This is a genomic window from Paragemmobacter straminiformis (assembly GCF_014243445.1).
GTDB classification, from domain to species: domain Bacteria; phylum Pseudomonadota; class Alphaproteobacteria; order Rhodobacterales; family Rhodobacteraceae; genus Paragemmobacter; species Paragemmobacter straminiformis.
Genome location: NZ_JACLQD010000005.1, coordinates 384497 through 401824, shown reverse-complemented (window position 1 = coordinate 401824; position 17328 = coordinate 384497). Strand labels below are relative to the sequence as shown.

Sequence of the window (17328 nt, the reverse complement as noted above, 5' to 3'; positions counted from 1 at the left end):
CGATCAGACGCCGATGCGCCCAAACCGCCCGCATATCCCTTCATCAATTCAATTGTCAAAGAGCACCAGACAAAAAACAAGCCGAACGCTGTAACTCCAGCGCCGTCCCGCCTCACATCCAGATCGTGTTCCGGTTCCGCAACTTGGTCTTTCGACCGCACCGCGTCTCCGGTGAAGCGCTATTTACGGAGAGCGTCCGGCCTCTGCAAGAGGGAAAAACGAAGAAAACGAAAAGATTTTGTGACGCCCCCGCCCTGCCCTTGTTTCCTTGGGCGCAACCCGATGCTGCCACGCCTTGCACGGCCTGCGGGCAGGGTTCGCGGCAGGGCGTCATGCCGCTTTCTGCCGCTGCGGGCCGACTCGCCCCTTGCGGGGGGATGGTGGCTTCCGCCTCCCCCCCTGTCGCACTCCGCTTTGGCCACCGCCTGCCACGCCTGCGGCCTGCGACGGGCACAAGCCCGCTGATCGCTGCGCGGGGCGCGCCTGTCCCCGCGCCGCCATCGCCCCGTTTTCCGCGCGAATTCAGCGCCTTACCCGCCACCGCACATCGGGGCATGCGCGTTGACGGGTGACAAAGCCCGATGCTATGCTTTCCCTCGCAGTGCAATTTGGGCCAGTTGATCGCCGTGATAGTCGTATATGTCTGCGGTTCCTCCGGATGGCGCTAGACCCCGCGCCCTCCCGCAAGCTGAAGGCAATCGTCAGTTGCCAGCGGAACGAGGCTCTCTGGATCTGCGAATGGGTCGCCTATCACCGTTCCATCGGCTTTGACCGTATCTTCGTCGTCTCGAACGACTGCACCGACGGCTCGGAACTGCTTCTCGACCGGCTCGCCGAAATGGGCGAGGTCATCCATCTGCGCCAGTCGCCCCCGGAAGGTGTGGCCCCCCAGCCCGCAGGCTGCGCCCTTGCCCTTGCCCATCCCGACATGCGGGATGTCGAATGGGTGCTGCACATCGACACCGACGAATTCCTGAACGTGACCTGTGGCGCGGGTCAGGTCGCGGACCTGCTCGGCAAGGTCGGAGAGGCCGATTGCATCGCGGTAAGCTGGCGCATGTTCGGCAGCGAGGGGCGCAGGCTCTGGCCGGGCGGCACCGTGCTGGAAACCTGCACGATGTCCGAGAACTGGCTGCGCCGCAGCCGTGCCTTGCAGAAGTGCTTCTTCCGCCCCGATGCCTTTGCCGCCGTCGATTGCCACATGCCCAAGGACCCGCGCCGCACGGATGTGGTCCTGAAGAACACCGCCGGCCGTGTCCTGCCCAACGACGCCCTCCACGACCCCGAGGCCGGTCGCCACACCGCCGCGACCATCGACATGGTCACATGGGAAAACGCCTGCATCAACCACTACGCCATCCGGTCCGAGGATGTGTTCGTCCTCAAGAACCTGCGCGGCGACGGCATGGCGATGAAACACGCCAAATACCTGCGCGGATCGACCTTCTGGAACTATGCCGACCGCAACCAGACCGTCGAACCCTCGATCCTGAAGCATATGGCAGGCGTGCGCGACCTGCTCGCCCTCTATCGCAGCGACCCCGAAATCCTGCGGCTTGAAGCGGCGGCGTGGTCGGCCTTCCAGGCCCTGCGCGACGAGGTGCTGGTCAAGGAAGGGCGCTTCGGCTGGAATGCCCCGCCCCCGCCCCCGACGGACGGGCCCGAAACCGCCGCACCGCGGCCAAGGGACAGGAAGATGCCCGACACCGCATCCGCCACACGCCTGCTGATCGAAGGCCTCGCCCTTGCGCGACCGACCGTCGTCCTCGATGTCGGTGCGAACCCGATCAATGACGTTCCCTACAAGGACCTGCTCAAGCTTGGCGGTTGCGACGTCATCGGCTTCGAACCGCAGCCCGAGGCTTTCGCAAAGCTGCAAAGCATCAAATCCGAGCGCGAGGTCTATCACCCCTTTGCCGTCGGTGACGGGTCGGAAAAGGAACTCAAGATCTATTACAGCGACGGCATGACCTCGCTCTTCGAACCCTATACCCCCGCGATGCAGCGTCTGGGCCGCCCGCGTCTGGGTCGGGTTCTCAGCCGCGTGCCGATGAAGACCGTCGCCCTAGACGAGGTCGAGGCCATCGACGCGTTCGATCTGCTCAAGATCGACATTCAGGGCGGCGAGGTCGACGTGTTCCGCGGTGCCGCCGAAAAGCTGAAGGCCACCGTCGCCGTCATCGTCGAGCTGCGCCATTTCCGGCTCTACGAGGACGAGCCTATGTCGGCAGGCGTCGACGAAGCCCTGCGCGGCAGCGGCTTTGCCCTGCACAAATACCTGTTCAACAAGGCGATGCCGCTGCAAAATTCGCAATTGCACCGGCTGAACTTCGGCAGTTGCCGCGACCAGCTCATCGACGGCGATGCCGTCTACATCCGCGACCTGACGCGCATCGACGAGATCGCGACCGAGGGTTTGAAGCACCTCGCGATTCTGGCCTCTGCTGTGTTCGACAGCCAGACCGTGGCGCTGATCTGCCTTGACGAACTGGTCCAGCGCGGCGCGCTGCATGCCAGCCTTCCGAAACGCTACGTCGACAGGCTGCCCGCCCGCTACAAGCGCCCCGAAGACGCCCCCGCCCCCCCAAAGCGCAAACGCCGCAAACCGGCGGCCGAGGAAAGCCCCGCCTGAGCGGAGTAGGGATTGGCAGCCATAGAACGGGCGCAGACCGGACGCGGGCCGCGCGCGCCGCCGCGCAAGGCCAAAGCCGCCGCCGCGCCCGATGCAGCCACGCTTTGCGCCGGTCGGGCCGCAGGCTGGCAATAAAACTCTCTCAGAGGATTTGCGCCCACCCCGTCCCGCTCATCCCGCGTTCCATGACGCGCCAGAGGGCGGAAAAGAGAAGTGGTGCCGCTGAAGGGACTCGAACCCCCGACCCCATCATTACGAATGACGTGCTCTACCAGCTGAGCTACAGCGGCCTGGTGGCGGGCTATTAGCACCGCCTTGCGCGGGTGTGTAGCCCCAAAACGCATCGACGGCGAAGAACCTCGGAGGCGGGCCGAAGCCTAGCGCGCGAGATCGTCAATCACCGCCACGCCGGGCGGCATCGGCCCGTCAAAGGCCCGCAACTCGGCCGAGGCCCCCGACAGCGGCACGGTCCGCGCGATCAGCGGCGACATGTCCACCGCCCCCCGCGTGATCATGTCGAGCAGCCGCGGATATTTCCACGCGGGCATCCCCCGCGTGCCGTAAAGTGCCAGCTGCTTCATATAGACCGCGTTCATGTTGATCTCCATCCGCGCGGTATGGCCGACGGGCAAACCCACCTGAACATGGCGCCCCAACGGGCGCAGGCACTCGATCGAGGCATTGGCCGTGGCCTCGATCCCGAGGGCCTCGATCGAGACATGCGCCCCGCCCCCCGTCGCCTCGACGATCCGTGCGGCCGCATCCCCCTCGCGCGCGTCAAAGGCAGCCTCGGCCCCCAGCGACAGGGCATGGGCCAGCTTTTCCGGCACAACATCCACCACGGCGACCCGCGCGCCCAAGGCCCGCCCCAACAGCAGCGCCGACAGCCCGATGCCGCCGGTGCCATGCACGGCCAGCCATTCCCCCGCCTGTATCTGCGCCCGCCCCGTCAGCGCATGCCAGGCCGTCGTGACACGGCACCCCAGCCCCGCCGCCAGCACCGGCGAGATGCTGTCGGGCAGGCGCGCAAGGTTATGGGCATGCGGCACGCCGATATATTCGGCATAAGCCCCCGGCTCGCCGAATCCCGGCACGCGCTGCGTCTTGCAGATGTTGGAATTGCCCGACTGGCAGTCGGGGCATTGCCCGCAGGCAAGGATGAAGGGCGCGATGATCCTGTCACCCACCTGCCAGCGCGCCAGCGGGCCGACTTCGACAACCTCGCCGCAATATTCATGGCCGGGAATCGCCCCGCGCTTGACGCGCGGGTGTTCGCCCACCCAGCCGTGCCAGTCGCTCCGGCATACGCCGCAGGCCAGCACGCGCACCACCACGCCATCCGCCTCGCAGACCGGATCGGCGACCGTCTCGATCGACAGATCCTGCCGGTAGTTCCGCAAAACCGCTGCCCGCATGGCGCATCTCCCCTTGACTCACCGCCCCAGGAAACCCCGCCCCAAGCGCCGCGTCTTGCCCGGATGCGACCCCGCCTGTCGCCCGTGCCTGCCTTGGAAAAGGCCGCAAACCGTCCAAAAGGTTAACCGACCCAGCCTTAAGTATGCCGATAAGTTAACCAAACCTAACGCCAGATGCCCCAACCCACAGGCCCGTCATGGCGACCCTTTCCTTCTACGCCCGCGGCGACAGCAGCACCGCCAACAACGCGGCACTGAACGTCTCGGGCACCTCGAAGACGCCGACGACGCTTCTCACCTTCACCTCGGGCACGACCGGCGACCTGCGGCTCGACTACAACGGCGGTCTGGCCGATCCCGACACACAGGTCATCATCGGCGGACAGACGCTGAATTTCACGCTGGAATTCTCGGGAAACCTTCCCGCCACCAACAAACTGGCCAACGTGGGCGGCACCGACCTGCGCGGAAAGCAGATCGCCGTCATCACCACCTCGGCGGGACAGCGGTTCTTTTTCGTCACCGATGGCAGCGGCACACTCGCCGTGATGAACGGCTTTCCCAACGGGGCCCATGCCATTGCCAGCGTCACCAACACCACGCCGGTCTTCATGTGCTTCGCCTCGGGCACCCTGATCGCCACGCCCGATGGCTTGCGCAAGGTCGAAAGCCTGCGCGCGGGCGACCTTGTCCTTACGGCGGATGGCCGCGCCCTGCCCCTGCGCTGGCACGGCGCGCTCGACTTCTCGGCCACCGACCTGATGCTCTGGCCCGACCTGCGCCCTGTGGTGATCCCCGCGCATCTCTTCGGGCCCGACCTGCCCGCCCGCGACCTGCACCTGTCGGGCTGCCACCGCATCGCCCTCTCCGGATGGGAGGTCGAGTTGCTGTCAGGCGAATCCGGGGTCCTCGTCCCCGCCCGCCACTTGATCGGCCACGGCGCATGGCAAGGGGATGCCGGGCCGGTGACCTACCATCACCTCTATCTCGACGAACACGCTGTGATCCTGTCGGAAAACCTGCCGACCGAAAGCTTCCAGCCCGCCGCGCGCATGGTCGAGGCACTCGGGGCGCGGATGCGCGCAAAGCTTGAAAGCGTCATGACCGCGGCCGTCCGCCCCGATGCGGGCCTGACGCTGAAGCGGCACGAATCCCTTGTGCTTCTGTCGCAGCTTCTGGGCGGGCCGCACACGGAACGGCGCCCCGAACTGCCATTGGCCGCCTGACCCTTACAGGATCTCGACGCGGTAGCTTTCGATCACCGTATTGGCGAGCAGCTTCTCGCACATCGCCTTGACGTCGGCCTCGGCCTTGGCGCGGTCGCTGGCGTCAAGGTCAAGCTCGATCACCTTGCCCTGCCGCACCCCCGTGACACCGGAAAAACCCAGCGTGCCCAAGGCATGGCGCACCGCTTCGCCCTGCGGGTCGAGGACACCGGTTTTCAGCATGACGGTCACGCGCGCTTTCATGGGAACCCCCGCTTGGATTGGCCTGCGCGTGCCTTACCGCCCCTGTCCGCGAACGGCAAGCCTGCGCGGGAGAAAAGCGAAAAAGGGGGCCTTCAGCCCCCTCGGCGCAATGCGCCTCACCCCCGAGAGTATTTGGACAAGGATGAACGGGGAACAAGGGCGCAGCCTTGCGGGGCGCGCCGCTCAGTTGATCAGCGTGGGCTTCGTCGTATGGGTGACATTCGAGGGCATCACGCCCAGACGCCGCGCCAGTTCGGTATAGACATCGGCCAAGGGGCCGGGCTCGCGCGGAATCCCCTCGCGGTCCTGCCCTTCCTGCGCCGCGCGCATGTCCCACAGGCGGCAGCTGTCGGGGCTGATCTCGTCGGCGACGATCAGGCGCATGTAATCGCCCTCCCAGACGCGGCCCACTTCCAGCCGGAAATCCGCAAGCCGGATGCCCACGCCCATCATCACGCCCGACAGGAAGTCGTTCACCCGCAGCGCCAGTGCCACCATATCGTCGAGGTCCTGCTGGCTGGCCCAGCCAAAGGCGATGACATGCTCTTCCGAAACCAGCGGCGTGCCGAGACGTTCGTCCTTGTAGTAATATTCGACGATCGGGCGCGGCAGCGGCGTGCCTTCGGGAATGCCCAGACGGGTCGAGATATCGCCCGCGGCAAAATTGCGCACCACCACCTCGACGGGAATGATCTCGGCCATGCGCACCAGCTGCTCGCGCATGTTGAGACGGCGGATGAAATGGGTGGGCACCCCGACCGAGTTCAGCCCGGCCATGAAGAATTCGGACAGGCGGTTGTTCAGCACCCCCTTGCCCTCGACCGCGGCGGGCGAGGGAACCGTGGGCGTCGGCGCGGAGTCGTCCTTGAAATACTGGATCAGAGTGCCCGGCTCGGGACCTTCGTAAAGGATCTTCGCCTTGCCCTCGTAAACCTTCTTGCGCCGTGCCATGGAAACTCCGCCAAATGCAGTTGCGGGGCAACCCGAAGGGTCCCCCGCCTGCCTTAAGGCGGCTATAGCCTTACGGGGCGAAACTGGCAAGGCAAAGGCCGACGGGCCGCCGCACAAGCGCCGCGCAACCAAGCCGTGCCACACCCTCTTGCAGCGCGGGGCGTGCGGGGGCATATGGAGAGGCAGATCAAAGACGCTCAGCAAGGGGCCCGCACATGACCACCTTCGACGACCGCGAACACGCTTTCGAGTCCAAATTCGCCCATGACGCCGACATGCAGTTCCGCGCCGAAGCGCGGCGCAACAAACTGGTCGGCCTCTGGGCTGCCGGCCTGCTCGGCAAATCGGGCGACGAGGCGGCGGCCTATGCCCTCTCGGTCGTCTCGGCCGATTTCGAGGAAGCGGGCATCGAGGATGTGGTGCGCAAGGTCGCGGGCGATCTGGGCGCCCTGTCCAGTGCCGACGCCGTGCGCGCGAAGATGGCCGAACTGCTTCCGGTCGCGAAATCACAACTGATGTCCGAACTCTGACCGTCGATCGGGCAGACCCCTAGCAGGGCACCGACCGCAAAGGGGCAGCCGCAGGGCCGCCCCTTTTTCATGCCCCTTCGCCCCTTGCCCGATGATGCACGGGCGCAGCCCGGGATGCCGGGCGGCACGCCCCCCCCCTCTCCGTTTCTCCGCAGCCTCGCAGCGCGCCCTAAGCTGGCCTGTCTCTGCGCCGTTAAGGCACCGGTAAGCGGTGTCAGGCAGTTTGGCGTCGTGTGGTGCGCGCGAGGGTGACATGGCGGCAAAGGTCAAGGGATTCGCAGGCAGGCTGGCACGGCCCGCCCTGACGGTCGCGGCGGGCGGCGGGCTTTTGTGGCTGCTGGCCTCGCGGCTTGACCATATCGACCCGCAGGCGGTGCGCGACCTGCTTTTCAGCCTTGCCCCGCAGCAATGGGCGCTGGCCTTGCTGGCCGTGGCCGCCAGTTTCATCGCCGTCGGCGGGCAGGAACGCACGCTGCACCGCCACCTCGGCACCGGCATCAGCGGCGCGCAGGCCTTTGCGGCGGGCATGGCCTCGGGCGCGGTCAGCCAGGCGGCAGGCTTCGGCCCGCTCACCGGCGCGCTGATCCGCTGGCGGCTCTTGCCCGACCTCACGCTCTGGCAGGCAACGCGGCTTTCGGCCGCCATGACGGTGGGCTTCCTCTCGGCCCTTGCGGTGCTGGCCTCGACCGCGCTTGTCGCCTTTCACGCCACGCGCTACGAGGCGCTCGGCTGGGCAATCCTCGGCGCGGCGGCCGGCCTCGGGGTGCTTTCGACGCTGCGCCCGCGCTGGCTGCCCAAGCCGGCGGTCTGGCCCAACGGGCTGACCATCGCCGCCTTTCTGGGATGGGCGGCCCTCGACCTCGCCGCGCTGACGCTGGCGCTCTGGGCGCTGTTTCCCGCCCCCCATGCTCCGGCCTTTTCCGCGCTTCTGCCTGTCGTCCTGCTCGCCCTTGGCGCGGGCCTCGCCTCGGGCGCACCCGCCGGTGTCGGGGCGTTCGAGATGGTGCTGATCTTCTTCCTCCCCGCCGTGCCCGAAGCCGCGCTGATGGCCGCCGTGGTCGCATGGCGCGCCTGCTTTTACGCCCTGCCCGCACTTCTCGGCATGGGCTGGGCCGCGCTGTCTCCCCGCCCGCCCGCCACCGCCCGCAGCCTGCCGCCCCATCCGGCCCAGCACGCGACCCGCGCCGAAACCGCGCTCTTGCATCAGGGCGACCTCGCACTTGCGCGCACCGCCGCGCAGACCTGCCTGACAGGCACGACCGCGCATCTGCTCGTCGCATTTTTCGAGCCCTTCCCCGGCCCGCCCGAGGGGGCCAGCCTTGCCGCCCTTTCCACCCTGGCGCGCGCGCAGAACCGGCGTCCCGCCCTGTACAAAACCGATGCCCGCCTTGCCGCCACTGCCCGCCGCGCCGGATGGCGCACGCTCCGCATCGCGGCCGAGGCTGTCTTGCACCCGCCCGCCTTCGACCTTGCGGGCCACGCCCATGCCACGCTGCGCCGCAAGTTGCGCAAGGCCCGGCAGGCGGGCGTCTCGGTCACCCGCAGCCATGACCCGCATTGCCCGCAGCTGTCATCCCTCAACACCGCGTGGAGCCGCAGCCACAAGGGCGAGCGCGGCTTTTCGATGGGCCGCTTCAGCCCCGACCACATCGCGCGCCAACGCCTCTACGTCGCCTGCCGCGCGGGGGAACCCATCGCCTTCGCAACCTTCCACTGCGCGGCGCGGGAATGGACGCTCGACCTCATGCGCCACGGCACCAGCCTGCCCGACGGCACGATGCAGGCGCTTGTCCTCGCCGCAGTCGAGGATGCAAGGCGTCTCGGCATCCCCCGCCTGTCGCTTGCCGCCGTGCCCGACCTTCCGGCATGGCTGGCGCGCATGGCCCCCTCTGCCGGTCTGCGCCGCTTCAAGCAGGGATTCGCCCCCCGATGGGAGGGGCGCTACCTCGCCGCACCCTCCTTCGGCACCCTCGCGCTTGCGGGGGCCGAAATCACCGCCGCCATCCACCGCCCGCCCGCGCTGAAAGCCGCACAACCGGCAGGCGTGCAACGCATCCCCCCCGCTCATGATGATGATGCGGAATATGAATTTGCCACCGTCCCCGCGTCATGGCAGAGGAAGGGCTGACAAGCCTTCGAAAAGGATGATGCCCCATGTCCGACGCCCTGACCAAGCTCCTTGCCAGCCGCGACTGGCTCATGGCCGATGGCGCCACGGGAACCAACCTGTTCAACATGGGCCTTTCCTCGGGTGAACCGCCCGAGTTGTGGAACATCGACCAGCCCGACAACATCCGCACCCTCTATCGCGGTGCGGTCGCGGCGGGATCGGACATCTTCCTCACCAACACCTTCGGCGGCAACGCGGCCCGGCTCAAGCTGCACAACGCCCAGGGCCGCGTCCGCGAACTGAACCGGGTCGGCGTCGCCCTCGGGCGCGAGATCGCCGATGCCGCAGGCCGCCCCGTGATCGTCGCAGGCTCGGTCGGCCCCACGGGCGAGATCTTCGAGCCGATGGGCACCATGACCCATGCCACCGCCGTCGAGATCTTTCACGAACAGATCGAGGGGATGAAGGAAGGCGGCGTCGACGTCATCTGGGTCGAAACCATCTCGGCCCCCGAAGAATACAAGGCCGCCGCCGAGGCCTGCCGTCTTGCGGGCGTCGCATGGTGCGGCACGATGAGCTTCGATACCGCAGGCCGCACCATGATGGGCGTCACCTCGGCGGCGATGGCCGAAATGGTCGAAAAACTGCCCAACCCGCCCGTCGCCTTTGGCGCGAATTGCGGGGTCGGGGCCTCCGACCTGATGCGCACCGTCCTCGGCTTCGCCTCGACCGGCACCGAGCGCCCGCTGATCGCCAAGGGCAACGCCGGCATTCCGAAATACCACGATGGCCACATCCACTACGACGGCACGCCCGAGTTGATGGCCGAATATGCCGTCCTCGCCCGCGATGCCGGCGTGCGGATCATCGGCGGCTGCTGCGGCACCATGCCCGAGCATCTGAAAGCGATGCGCGCGGCCCTCGAGGCACGCCCGAAAGGCCCTCGCCCCACGCTGGAAACCATCAGCGAGAAACTGGGCGGCTTCTCCTCGGCCTCGGACGGCACGGGCGACACATCGGGCGATCCGAAGCGCGAACGCCGCGGCCGCCGCGGCTGAGCGAAATCTGACGCAGATTTCGCGCCGGAATTTGACGCAAATTCCGGTCCCGCATCAGAGGGACCGGACAGGTTTCGCGACCCCGCTTCCCGAAACAAAGACCCGAATTCTGCGCCAGAATTCGCCACGGAATTTGCGTCAAATTCCGCTCCCGCATCAGAGGCACCGGACAGGTCTCCCGACCCCACTTCGCGAAACAAAGACCCGAATTCTGCGTCAGAATTCGCCACGGAATTTGCGTCAAGTTCCGCTCCCGCACCAGAGGGACCGGGCAAGTCTCCCGACCCAGCTTCCCGACACAAAGACCCGAATTCTGCGCCAGAATTCGCCACGGAATTTGCGTCAAATTCCGACCCCGCATCAGAGGGACCGGACAGGTCTCCCGACCCCGCTTCCCGAAACAAAGACCCGAATTCTGCGCCAGAATTCGCCACGGAATTTGCGTCAAATTCCGCCCGTCAGAACAGCGCCAACTGGTCCCCCGCCCGCGCGGGGGGCTGGAACAGGTCGCAGCGCAGCGCGGGCAAGTCCATATCCAGCCCGTAGCGCGCGACGGCCAGCCGGAAGCGTTGCCCGATCAACTCCGACCACATCCCCTCGCCCCGCATCCGCTTGCCCCATTCGGCATCGTAATCCTTGCCGCCCCGCGCCTCGCGCACCCGCGCCATGACCTTGGCCGCATGCCCGCCATGCCGCGCCCCGATCCAGTCGCGGAACAGCGGCGCCACCTCAAGGGGCAGCCGCAGCATGATCCAGCTCGCCCCCTTCGCGCCTGCCTCGGCCGCCGCCTGCAGAATCGGCTCCATCTCGTGGTCCGTCAGCCCCGGAATCACGGGGGCCACCATCACCCGCACCGTGATCCCCGCCTCGGCCAGCCGCCGGATCACCTCCAGCCGCCGCGCCGGAAGCGCCGCCCGCGGCTCCATCGACCGCGACAGGCCCGCGTCAAGCGTCGTCACCGACACCCCCACCCGCAACAACCCCTTGGCCGCCATCGGCGCCAGCAGGTCAAGGTCGCGTTCGATCAGCGTCCCCTTGGTCGTGATCGCCAGCGGATGGTTGAACGCCGACAAGACCTCGACCACCTCGCGCATCACGCCGTGGTCCTTCTCGCAGGGCTGATAGGGGTCGGTATTGGTGCCGATCGCCACTGTCGCGACCTTGTAGGACTTCGTCCGCAACTCGCGTTCCAGCACCGCGCCGATGCCGGGCCTTGCGATCAGCCTGGTCTCGAAATCCAGCGCGGGCGACAGGTTCAGATAGGCATGCGTGGGCCGCGCGAAGCAATAGATGCAGCCATGCTCGCAGCCGCGATAGGGGTTGATCGACCGGTCAAACGGAATGTCCGGGCTTTTGTTGAAACTCAGCGCCGAACGGGGCCGTTCCAGCCGCACCTCGGTTGCGACCAGCCGCTCTTCCTCGGCCATGTCCCAACCGTCATCGACGGCTTCCACGCGGCGCGGCTCGAACCGTCCGGTGGCATTCGTCACCGCCCCCCGCGCCCTGATCCGCCGCCCCGGCAGCAGCGCCCTTTGCCCGTTTTCGTCCTGCATGGCACCATATTGGAACAAAACACGAACAAATGCCACCCCTTTTCCCGATGCGACCCCTTGCTGTCGGCTTTCATTCGGGGCATGTCGCTAAATGCAAAGTGCCTGTGCCGCTTTCGGCCCATGCAGCATGGACGAAACCCCTATGGGAGTGCCGACCTATGGCCGATGAAGACGAAATCATCCTTTCCGAACTTTCCGATGACGAACTCGTCCTGCAAATGCACGACGACCTCTATGACGGTCTGAAGGAAGAGATCGAGGAAGGCGTCAACATCCTGATCGCCCGCGGCTGGACCCCTTATGACGTCCTGACCAAGGCGCTTGTCGCAGGCATGACGATCGTCGGCGCCGACTTCCGCGACGGCATCCTTTTCGTGCCCGAAGTGCTGCTTGCCGCCAATGCGATGAAGGCCGGGATGTTCATCCTCAAGCCGCTTCTCGTCGAAACCGGCGCGCCGCGCATGGGCAAGATGGTCATCGGCACCGTCAAGGGCGACATCCACGACATCGGCAAGAACCTTGTTGCCATGATGATGGAAGGCGCGGGCTTCGAAGTGCTCGACCTCGGCATCAACAACTCGGTCGAGAAATACCTCGAGGCGCTCGAAGCCGAAAAGCCCGACATCCTCGGCATGTCGGCACTTCTGACCACGACCATGCCCTATATGAAGGTCGTGATCGACACGATGAAGGAAAAGGGCCTGCGCGAGGATTACATCGTCCTCGTCGGCGGCGCTCCGCTGAACGAGGAATTCGGCAAGGCCATCGGTGCCGACGCCTATTGCCGTGACGCCGCCGTTGCCGTCGAAACCGCCAAGCAATTCGTCGCGCGCAAGCACAACCAGCTCAACGGCTGATCCGCGACGCCGGCAAAAGCCCCGCCGCCACAGGCGCGCGGGGCTTTTTCATGCCCGAAGGGCAAGACCCCCTTGGAATTGCCCCCGCGCAGCGCCAGATTGAAAGGGAAAGGATACGCCATGCCGCTGACCCATTTCCTCGCCCTGATCGCCTTTGTCATCCTCGCCGCAGGGGCCACCCTGTCGCTGGCGCTCTGGGCTGACCTGCCGCTTGCCGCCCTCGGCTTTGCCGCGCTCTCGGGAAGCCTGATCCTCGGCGCGCGCCAGTGGCGCTGAACGACGACATCCTGACCGAACAGGGCCTTGCCGACGGGGCCGGGGGCCGCGTGCTGCTCATCGCCTGCGGGGCGCTGGCGCACGAGATCCTTGCCCTCAAGCGGGCGAACGGCTGGGACCACCTCGACCTGCAATGCCTGCCGGCCAACCTGCACCTCTGGCCCGACCGCATCCCCGCCGCCGTCGAAGCTGCCGTGGCCGCGCATCGCGCCGAATATGACAAGCTCTTCGTCGTCTACGCCGATTGCGGCACCGGCGGGCTTTTGCAGCAAAAGTGCAAGGATCTGGGCGTCGAAATGGTCGAAGGCCCGCATTGCTATTCGTTTTTCGAAGGCAACGCCGCCTTTGCGGCCAAGGCGGAAACAGAATTCACCGCCTTTTACCTGACCGATTTTCTGGTGCGCCAGTTCGATGCCTTCGTCTGGAAGCCCATGGGCCTCGACCGGCATCCCGAATTGCGCGACATGTATTTCGGCAATTACACCAAACTGGTCTATCAGGCCCAGCTTGACGATCCGTCCCTCGATGCCAAGGCGCGCGACTGTGCCCGACGCCTCGGCCTTGCCTATGAACGCCGCCTGACGGGCTATGGCGATCTTGCCACGGCCCTTGCGGCGGCAGCCGATTAGTGGCGGAACAGACCCGCGTCGATCTGGCGCTGGCGCTGTTCAAGGTCGTAGCGGCTGACCGACTGGTTCAGATAGGCCAGTTCCCGTTCGGCGACAGACGGAATACGCAGCGCGCGCAGGGCGAGTTTCACGTGTTCAAACATGGTGCATCTCCTTCGATTGCACCGCCAATATAGAATGCTGCACCGCAGCATAGTAGACGCAGCCTCGCAAAGGCCGCCATGCGTACAGCGCATAGGTCATCCATCAAACGCATAAGGTTCAGGCGTTCAGCAAGGCCCGCGCCGCTTCCCGCGCCGCTTCGGTGATCGTATCGCCCGAAAGCATCCGCGCGATCTCTTCCACACGGTCGGCGGGCGAAAGGGAAAGCACGGTCGAAAGCGTCATCTCGTCCACCACACGCTTTTCCACCCGCCAATGCGCGCCGCCCAAGGCCGCGACCTGCGGGCTATGCGTCACCACCAGCACCTGACTGCCCGACGCCAGCGCCTTGAGCCGCCGCCCCACCGCATCGGCTGTCGCCCCGCCCACACCGCGGTCGATCTCGTCGAAGATCATCGTAAGCCCCGGCGAGTCGCCGGTCAGGCACACTTTCAACGCCAGCAGAAAGCGCGACAATTCCCCGCCCGACGCGATCTTGTTCAAGGCCCCCGCCGGCGCGCCTGGGTTGGTCGCAACGGTGAATGTCACCGCATCCACCCCGTCCGGCCCTGCATCTGCCGCCGTGACCTCGGTCACGAAGACCGCCCGCTCCATCTTCAGCGGGGCAAGTTCCGCCGCCATCGCCTGATCCAGCCGCAAGGCCGCCGCCTTGCGCGCACGGGTCAGCCAGGCGACCTCCTCGGCATATTTGCTTTCCGCCTGCACCACGGCCTTGGCAAGCGCCGCGATCCCCGCCTCGCCCCCGTCCAGCGCCGCCAGCCGCGCCCGAAGATCGGCCGCCAACCCGCCCAGATCGTCGGCCAGCACCCCATGCTTGCGGGCAAGGGCGCGAATGGCGAAAAGCCGCTCTTCCAGCGCCTCCAACTCCGAAGGGTCGAACTCCAGCGCGGCAAGCGACTGCTCCACCCCCTGCTGCGCCTCGCCCAGCTCGATCAGCGCCCGGTTCAAAGCCGACACCGCCGCCTCGAGCTGCCCTTCGGCCCGATCCGCCGCCCCTTCCAGCCAGCGCAGCGCGTCGCGCATCATGCCCTCGGCGGCCTGCTCCGACAAAGCCTGATGCGCGCGCGAGATGTCAGCGCGGATCTTCTCGGCCCCCTGCATCATCCGCCGCCGCGCATCGAGCGTGGCTTCCTCGCCCGGCTCGGGGTCAAGCTTGTCCAGCTCGGTCACGGCGTGGCGCAGATAATCCTCTTCCTTGCGCGCCGCAGCCAGCGCCGCCTCGGCTTCGGCCAGCTTGCCGCGCGCCGCCGCCTGCGTCCGCCACGCCACCCGCGCGGCACTTGTGTCGATGCCCGCGAAGGCGTCCAGCAAGGTCCGGTGCCCGCGCGGGTTCAGCAACCCGCGGTCATCCTGCTGCCCGTGCAATTCCACCAGCGAATCCGACAGGTCGCGCAACACCTCGCCCGACACGCGCCGGTCGTTGACCCAGGCCGTCTTGCGCCCGTCCACCGTATTGACGCGCCGCAGGATCAATTCGTCCCCGGCCTCGATTCCGGCCTCGGCCAGCACATCGCGCGCCGCATGCCCCTCGGGCAGGTCGAACACCGCCGTCACGGCCCCCTGCTCGGCCCCGGCGCGCACCAGCTCGGCCCGCCCGCGCCACCCCAGCACGAAGCCAAGCGCATCCAGCAAGATCGACTTGCCCGCCCCCGTCTCGCCCGTCAACACATTGAGTCCCGGCTGGAATTCAAGGTCCAGCCGGTCGATGATCAGCACATCGCGGATTTCAAGCGATCGCAGCACGCCCCGCCCCCATCAACCGCCGACGCGGATCAAATCCACTCGCCACGCACCATCTGGCGGTAGATCTTGGCAAGCCAGCCATTCCCCTTGGCCTCGGGCGCCAGCCCGCGGCCTTTCAGCAGGTTGAAGCTGTCCTGATAGAAGGGGCTGGACTGGTAGTTATAGCCAAGGATCGCGGCCGAGGTCTGGGCCTCGTCGGTGAAGCCAAGCGCCAGATAGGCCTCGGTCAGACGGTGCAGCGCCTCTGCGGTGTGGCTCGTGGTCTGGTAATCCTGCACCACCGACCGGAAACGGTTGATCGCCGCCGTGTAATTCCCCCGTTTGAGGTAATACCGCCCGATCTCCATTTCCTTGGCCGCCAGATGGTCGAAGGCCAGCTCGAATTTCAGCATCGCCGACCGCGCATAGTCGCTGTCGGGATATTGCTCGATCACATCGCGCATGCCCTGCAACGCCTGGAAGGTCACGCCCTGGTCGCGGCCCACCTCGTCGATCTGGTCGTAATAGGACAGCGCCATAAGATACAGCGCATAGGGCGCATCCTCGTCGCCGGGATAAAGATCGAGGAACCGCTGCGAAGCCGCCCGCGCCTCTTCGTATTTCTTGCCCTTGTGATAGCCGAAAGCCTGCATGATCAGCGCACGCTTGGCATATTCGGAATAGGGATAAAGCCGCTCGACCTCTTGAAAATAGCGGATGCCTTCGTCCGGCTTGCGCTCGGTTTCCAGCTTCAATTCGCCCTGCTTGTAGATTTCCTCGGCCGAATAGCTTTCCAGCGGCTTTTCGTTATCCCTGAAAGCGCCACAACCGGCCAGCGATGCTGCCACGAGCGCCATGCCGACGAACCGCGCGCCCGACTTCACCCCTGCCATCTTCCGCCTACCCCACGACATTTTCCGCACCCGACCGAACCGGCAAGGCACCTGCTTAGCGTCGTCCTAGCACAGAAAAATCCGCTGCGCAAAACGGCTTTCGCCGTTTTGCCTCAAAGCGCGGGAAGGTCCGCCGCGATGACGCCCACTCCGGGCAACTTGCATCCGGTCTGCTCGCCCACTTCCACGAAACGATAGGCCGACGCATCCGCAAACAGCGCCCGCAGCAAGCGGTTCGTCAGCGCATGTCCCGCGCGGATACCCGTATACCGCCCAAGAATCGGCGCACCCGCCAAAGACAGGTCGCCCACCGCATCCAGCATCTTGTGCCGCACGGGTTCATCCATATGCCGCAAGCCACCGGGGCTCAGCACGCGGTCACCTTCGAACACCACCGCGTTCTCGAGCGTGCCGCCAAGCGCAAGCCCGTTGGCGCGCATCGCATCCACATCCGACTGGCGGCAAAAGGTGCGGCTGTCCGACAGTTCCCGCACGAAAGCGCCATTGGCAAGGTTCAGCGTCTTTTCCTGCCGCCCGATCGCCGCTTCGGCGAAATCGATGCGGAAATCGATTTCCAGCATGTCCGACGGTTCCAGCCGCGCGACGGCCTCGCCCTCGCGCACTTCCACCGGCTTCAGCACGCGGATGGCACGGCTCGGCGCGTCAAGCGCCACGATGCCGGCGTCAAGGAACCCCGCCACAAAGGGCGCCGCCGACCCGTCAAGGATCGGAACTTCCGGCCCGTCGATCTCGATCAAGGCGTTGTTGACAGCACAACCCGCCAGCGCCGCCATCAGATGCTCGATCGTCGACACCGAAGCGCCCGAAGCATTTGCCACCAGCGTGCACAGACGCGACGGCACGACCGCATCCCAACGGGCAGGAATCCGCTCATTCAGGTCGGTGCGATGAAAGACGATCCCGTGATCGACCGGCGCGGGCGAAACGACCATCCGCACTTCGGCGCCGCCATGCAGGCCAAGACCCACAAAAGTCGCAGCGGATTGCAGAGTGTTTTGCAAAGGTCGCCCCCGGTTTCCGTTTCCGCCCGCAAGATCTTGCGCAAGGCGC

At 66.3% G+C, this 17328-nt stretch carries 16 protein-coding genes and 1 tRNA gene; 8 read left to right on the top strand and 9 right to left on the bottom strand.

Annotation, left to right across the window (positions count from 1 at the left end; genetic code table 11):
- Positions 1-658 precede the first annotated feature (658 nt).
- Positions 659-2632, top strand: coding sequence for an FkbM family methyltransferase (locus H7F16_RS17495; protein ID WP_185798911.1), 1974 nt, complete (start codon positions 659-661; stop codon positions 2630-2632).
- A gap of 214 nt (positions 2633-2846) precedes the next feature.
- On the opposite strand, the gene H7F16_RS17490 is transcribed toward H7F16_RS17495, so the two are convergent.
- A tRNA-Thr gene (locus H7F16_RS17490) sits at positions 2847-2922 on the bottom strand.
- Between the two features lie 87 nt (positions 2923-3009).
- Positions 3010-4047, bottom strand: coding sequence for a zinc-dependent alcohol dehydrogenase family protein (locus tag H7F16_RS17485; RefSeq protein ID WP_185798910.1), 1038 nt, complete (start codon positions 4045-4047; stop codon positions 3010-3012).
- A gap of 197 nt (positions 4048-4244) precedes the next feature.
- Between H7F16_RS17485 and H7F16_RS17480 the strand changes: the two genes are divergently transcribed.
- The gene (locus H7F16_RS17480; RefSeq protein WP_185798909.1) at positions 4245-5273 is read left to right on the top strand and encodes a Hint domain-containing protein; all 1029 of its coding nucleotides are present in this window, start codon (positions 4245-4247) and stop codon (positions 5271-5273) included.
- A 3-nt stretch (positions 5274-5276) separates the two neighbouring features.
- On the opposite strand, the gene purS is transcribed toward H7F16_RS17480, so the two are convergent.
- On the bottom strand, positions 5277-5516 hold the full coding sequence (gene purS / locus H7F16_RS17475) for a phosphoribosylformylglycinamidine synthase subunit PurS (RefSeq protein WP_185798908.1): 240 nt from the start codon (positions 5514-5516) through the stop codon (positions 5277-5279).
- A 183-nt stretch (positions 5517-5699) separates the two neighbouring features.
- Positions 5700-6467 (bottom strand): phosphoribosylaminoimidazolesuccinocarboxamide synthase, encoded by a 768-nt coding sequence (locus H7F16_RS17470; RefSeq protein WP_185798907.1) that lies wholly within the window; start codon positions 6465-6467, stop codon positions 5700-5702.
- Between the two features lie 215 nt (positions 6468-6682).
- Between H7F16_RS17470 and H7F16_RS17465 the strand changes: the two genes are divergently transcribed.
- The 3 genes from H7F16_RS17465 to bmt all read left to right on the top strand — a co-directional run bounded on the left by H7F16_RS17465 (position 6683) and on the right by bmt (position 10165).
- A complete protein-coding gene (locus tag H7F16_RS17465; RefSeq protein WP_185798906.1) occupies positions 6683-6997 on the top strand; it encodes a DUF1476 domain-containing protein in 315 nt (104 codons plus the stop codon).
- A 253-nt stretch (positions 6998-7250) separates the two neighbouring features.
- Entirely contained in the window at positions 7251-9125 is a 1875-nt protein-coding gene (locus H7F16_RS17460; protein WP_185798905.1) for a phosphatidylglycerol lysyltransferase domain-containing protein, read from the top strand.
- Between the two features lie 26 nt (positions 9126-9151).
- Positions 9152-10165, top strand: coding sequence for a betaine--homocysteine S-methyltransferase (gene bmt, locus H7F16_RS17455; protein WP_185798904.1), 1014 nt, complete (start codon positions 9152-9154; stop codon positions 10163-10165).
- Between the two features lie 458 nt (positions 10166-10623).
- Here the strand turns inward: bmt and H7F16_RS17450 are convergent, their stop codons facing one another.
- Entirely contained in the window at positions 10624-11718 is a 1095-nt protein-coding gene (locus tag H7F16_RS17450) for a PA0069 family radical SAM protein (RefSeq protein WP_185798903.1), read from the bottom strand.
- A gap of 158 nt (positions 11719-11876) precedes the next feature.
- Between H7F16_RS17450 and H7F16_RS17445 the strand changes: the two genes are divergently transcribed.
- The 3 genes from H7F16_RS17445 (at position 11877) to H7F16_RS17435 (ending at position 13480) form a co-directional block, all read left to right on the top strand.
- Complete coding sequence (locus tag H7F16_RS17445; RefSeq protein WP_185798902.1) at positions 11877-12575, top strand: corrinoid protein; 699 nt, start codon at positions 11877-11879, stop codon at positions 12573-12575.
- 120 nt (positions 12576-12695) lie between these two features.
- Complete coding sequence (locus H7F16_RS17440) at positions 12696-12851, top strand: hypothetical protein (protein ID WP_185798901.1); 156 nt, start codon at positions 12696-12698, stop codon at positions 12849-12851.
- On the top strand, positions 12842-13480 hold the full coding sequence (locus H7F16_RS17435) for a DUF1638 domain-containing protein (protein ID WP_185798900.1): 639 nt from the start codon (positions 12842-12844) through the stop codon (positions 13478-13480). The genes H7F16_RS17440 and H7F16_RS17435 overlap by 10 nt, the downstream gene beginning before the upstream one ends.
- On the opposite strand, the gene H7F16_RS17430 is transcribed toward H7F16_RS17435, so the two are convergent.
- From H7F16_RS17430 to lpxC, 4 genes are all read right to left on the bottom strand, one after another.
- A complete protein-coding gene (locus H7F16_RS17430) occupies positions 13477-13623 on the bottom strand; it encodes a DUF3563 domain-containing protein (RefSeq protein ID WP_185798899.1) in 147 nt (48 codons plus the stop codon). The two genes, H7F16_RS17435 and H7F16_RS17430, sit on opposite strands and share 4 nt — an antisense overlap.
- Positions 13624-13741: 118 nt before the next feature.
- A complete protein-coding gene (gene recN / locus H7F16_RS17425) occupies positions 13742-15385 on the bottom strand; it encodes a DNA repair protein RecN (protein ID WP_185798898.1) in 1644 nt (547 codons plus the stop codon).
- A gap of 29 nt (positions 15386-15414) precedes the next feature.
- A complete protein-coding gene (locus tag H7F16_RS17420; protein ID WP_185798897.1) occupies positions 15415-16257 on the bottom strand; it encodes an outer membrane protein assembly factor BamD in 843 nt (280 codons plus the stop codon).
- A 113-nt stretch (positions 16258-16370) separates the two neighbouring features.
- Positions 16371-17279: a UDP-3-O-acyl-N-acetylglucosamine deacetylase gene (gene lpxC, locus H7F16_RS17415; RefSeq protein WP_185798896.1), complete on the bottom strand. Its 909-nt coding sequence runs from the start codon at positions 17277-17279 to the stop codon at positions 16371-16373.
- Between the last annotated feature and the right edge of the window lie 49 nt (positions 17280-17328).

Coding starts and splice junctions, on each gene's coding strand:
- H7F16_RS17495 (WP_185798911.1), top strand. CDS start 659: ATGGCGCTAGACCCCGCGCCCTCCCGCAAGCTGAAGGCAATCGTCAGT.
- H7F16_RS17485 (WP_185798910.1), bottom strand. CDS start 4,047: ATGCGGGCAGCGGTTTTGCGGAACTACCGGCAGGATCTGTCGATCGAG.
- H7F16_RS17480 (WP_185798909.1), top strand. CDS start 4,245: ATGGCGACCCTTTCCTTCTACGCCCGCGGCGACAGCAGCACCGCCAAC.
- purS (WP_185798908.1), bottom strand. CDS start 5,516: ATGAAAGCGCGCGTGACCGTCATGCTGAAAACCGGTGTCCTCGACCCG.
- H7F16_RS17470 (WP_185798907.1), bottom strand. CDS start 6,467: ATGGCACGGCGCAAGAAGGTTTACGAGGGCAAGGCGAAGATCCTTTAC.
- H7F16_RS17465 (WP_185798906.1), top strand. CDS start 6,683: ATGACCACCTTCGACGACCGCGAACACGCTTTCGAGTCCAAATTCGCC.
- H7F16_RS17460 (WP_185798905.1), top strand. CDS start 7,251: ATGGCGGCAAAGGTCAAGGGATTCGCAGGCAGGCTGGCACGGCCCGCC.
- bmt (WP_185798904.1), top strand. CDS start 9,152: ATGTCCGACGCCCTGACCAAGCTCCTTGCCAGCCGCGACTGGCTCATG.
- H7F16_RS17450 (WP_185798903.1), bottom strand. CDS start 11,718: ATGCAGGACGAAAACGGGCAAAGGGCGCTGCTGCCGGGGCGGCGGATC.
- H7F16_RS17445 (WP_185798902.1), top strand. CDS start 11,877: ATGGCCGATGAAGACGAAATCATCCTTTCCGAACTTTCCGATGACGAA.
- H7F16_RS17440 (WP_185798901.1), top strand. CDS start 12,696: ATGCCGCTGACCCATTTCCTCGCCCTGATCGCCTTTGTCATCCTCGCC.
- H7F16_RS17430 (WP_185798899.1), bottom strand. CDS start 13,623: ATGTTTGAACACGTGAAACTCGCCCTGCGCGCGCTGCGTATTCCGTCT.
- H7F16_RS17420 (WP_185798897.1), bottom strand. CDS start 16,257: ATGGCAGGGGTGAAGTCGGGCGCGCGGTTCGTCGGCATGGCGCTCGTG.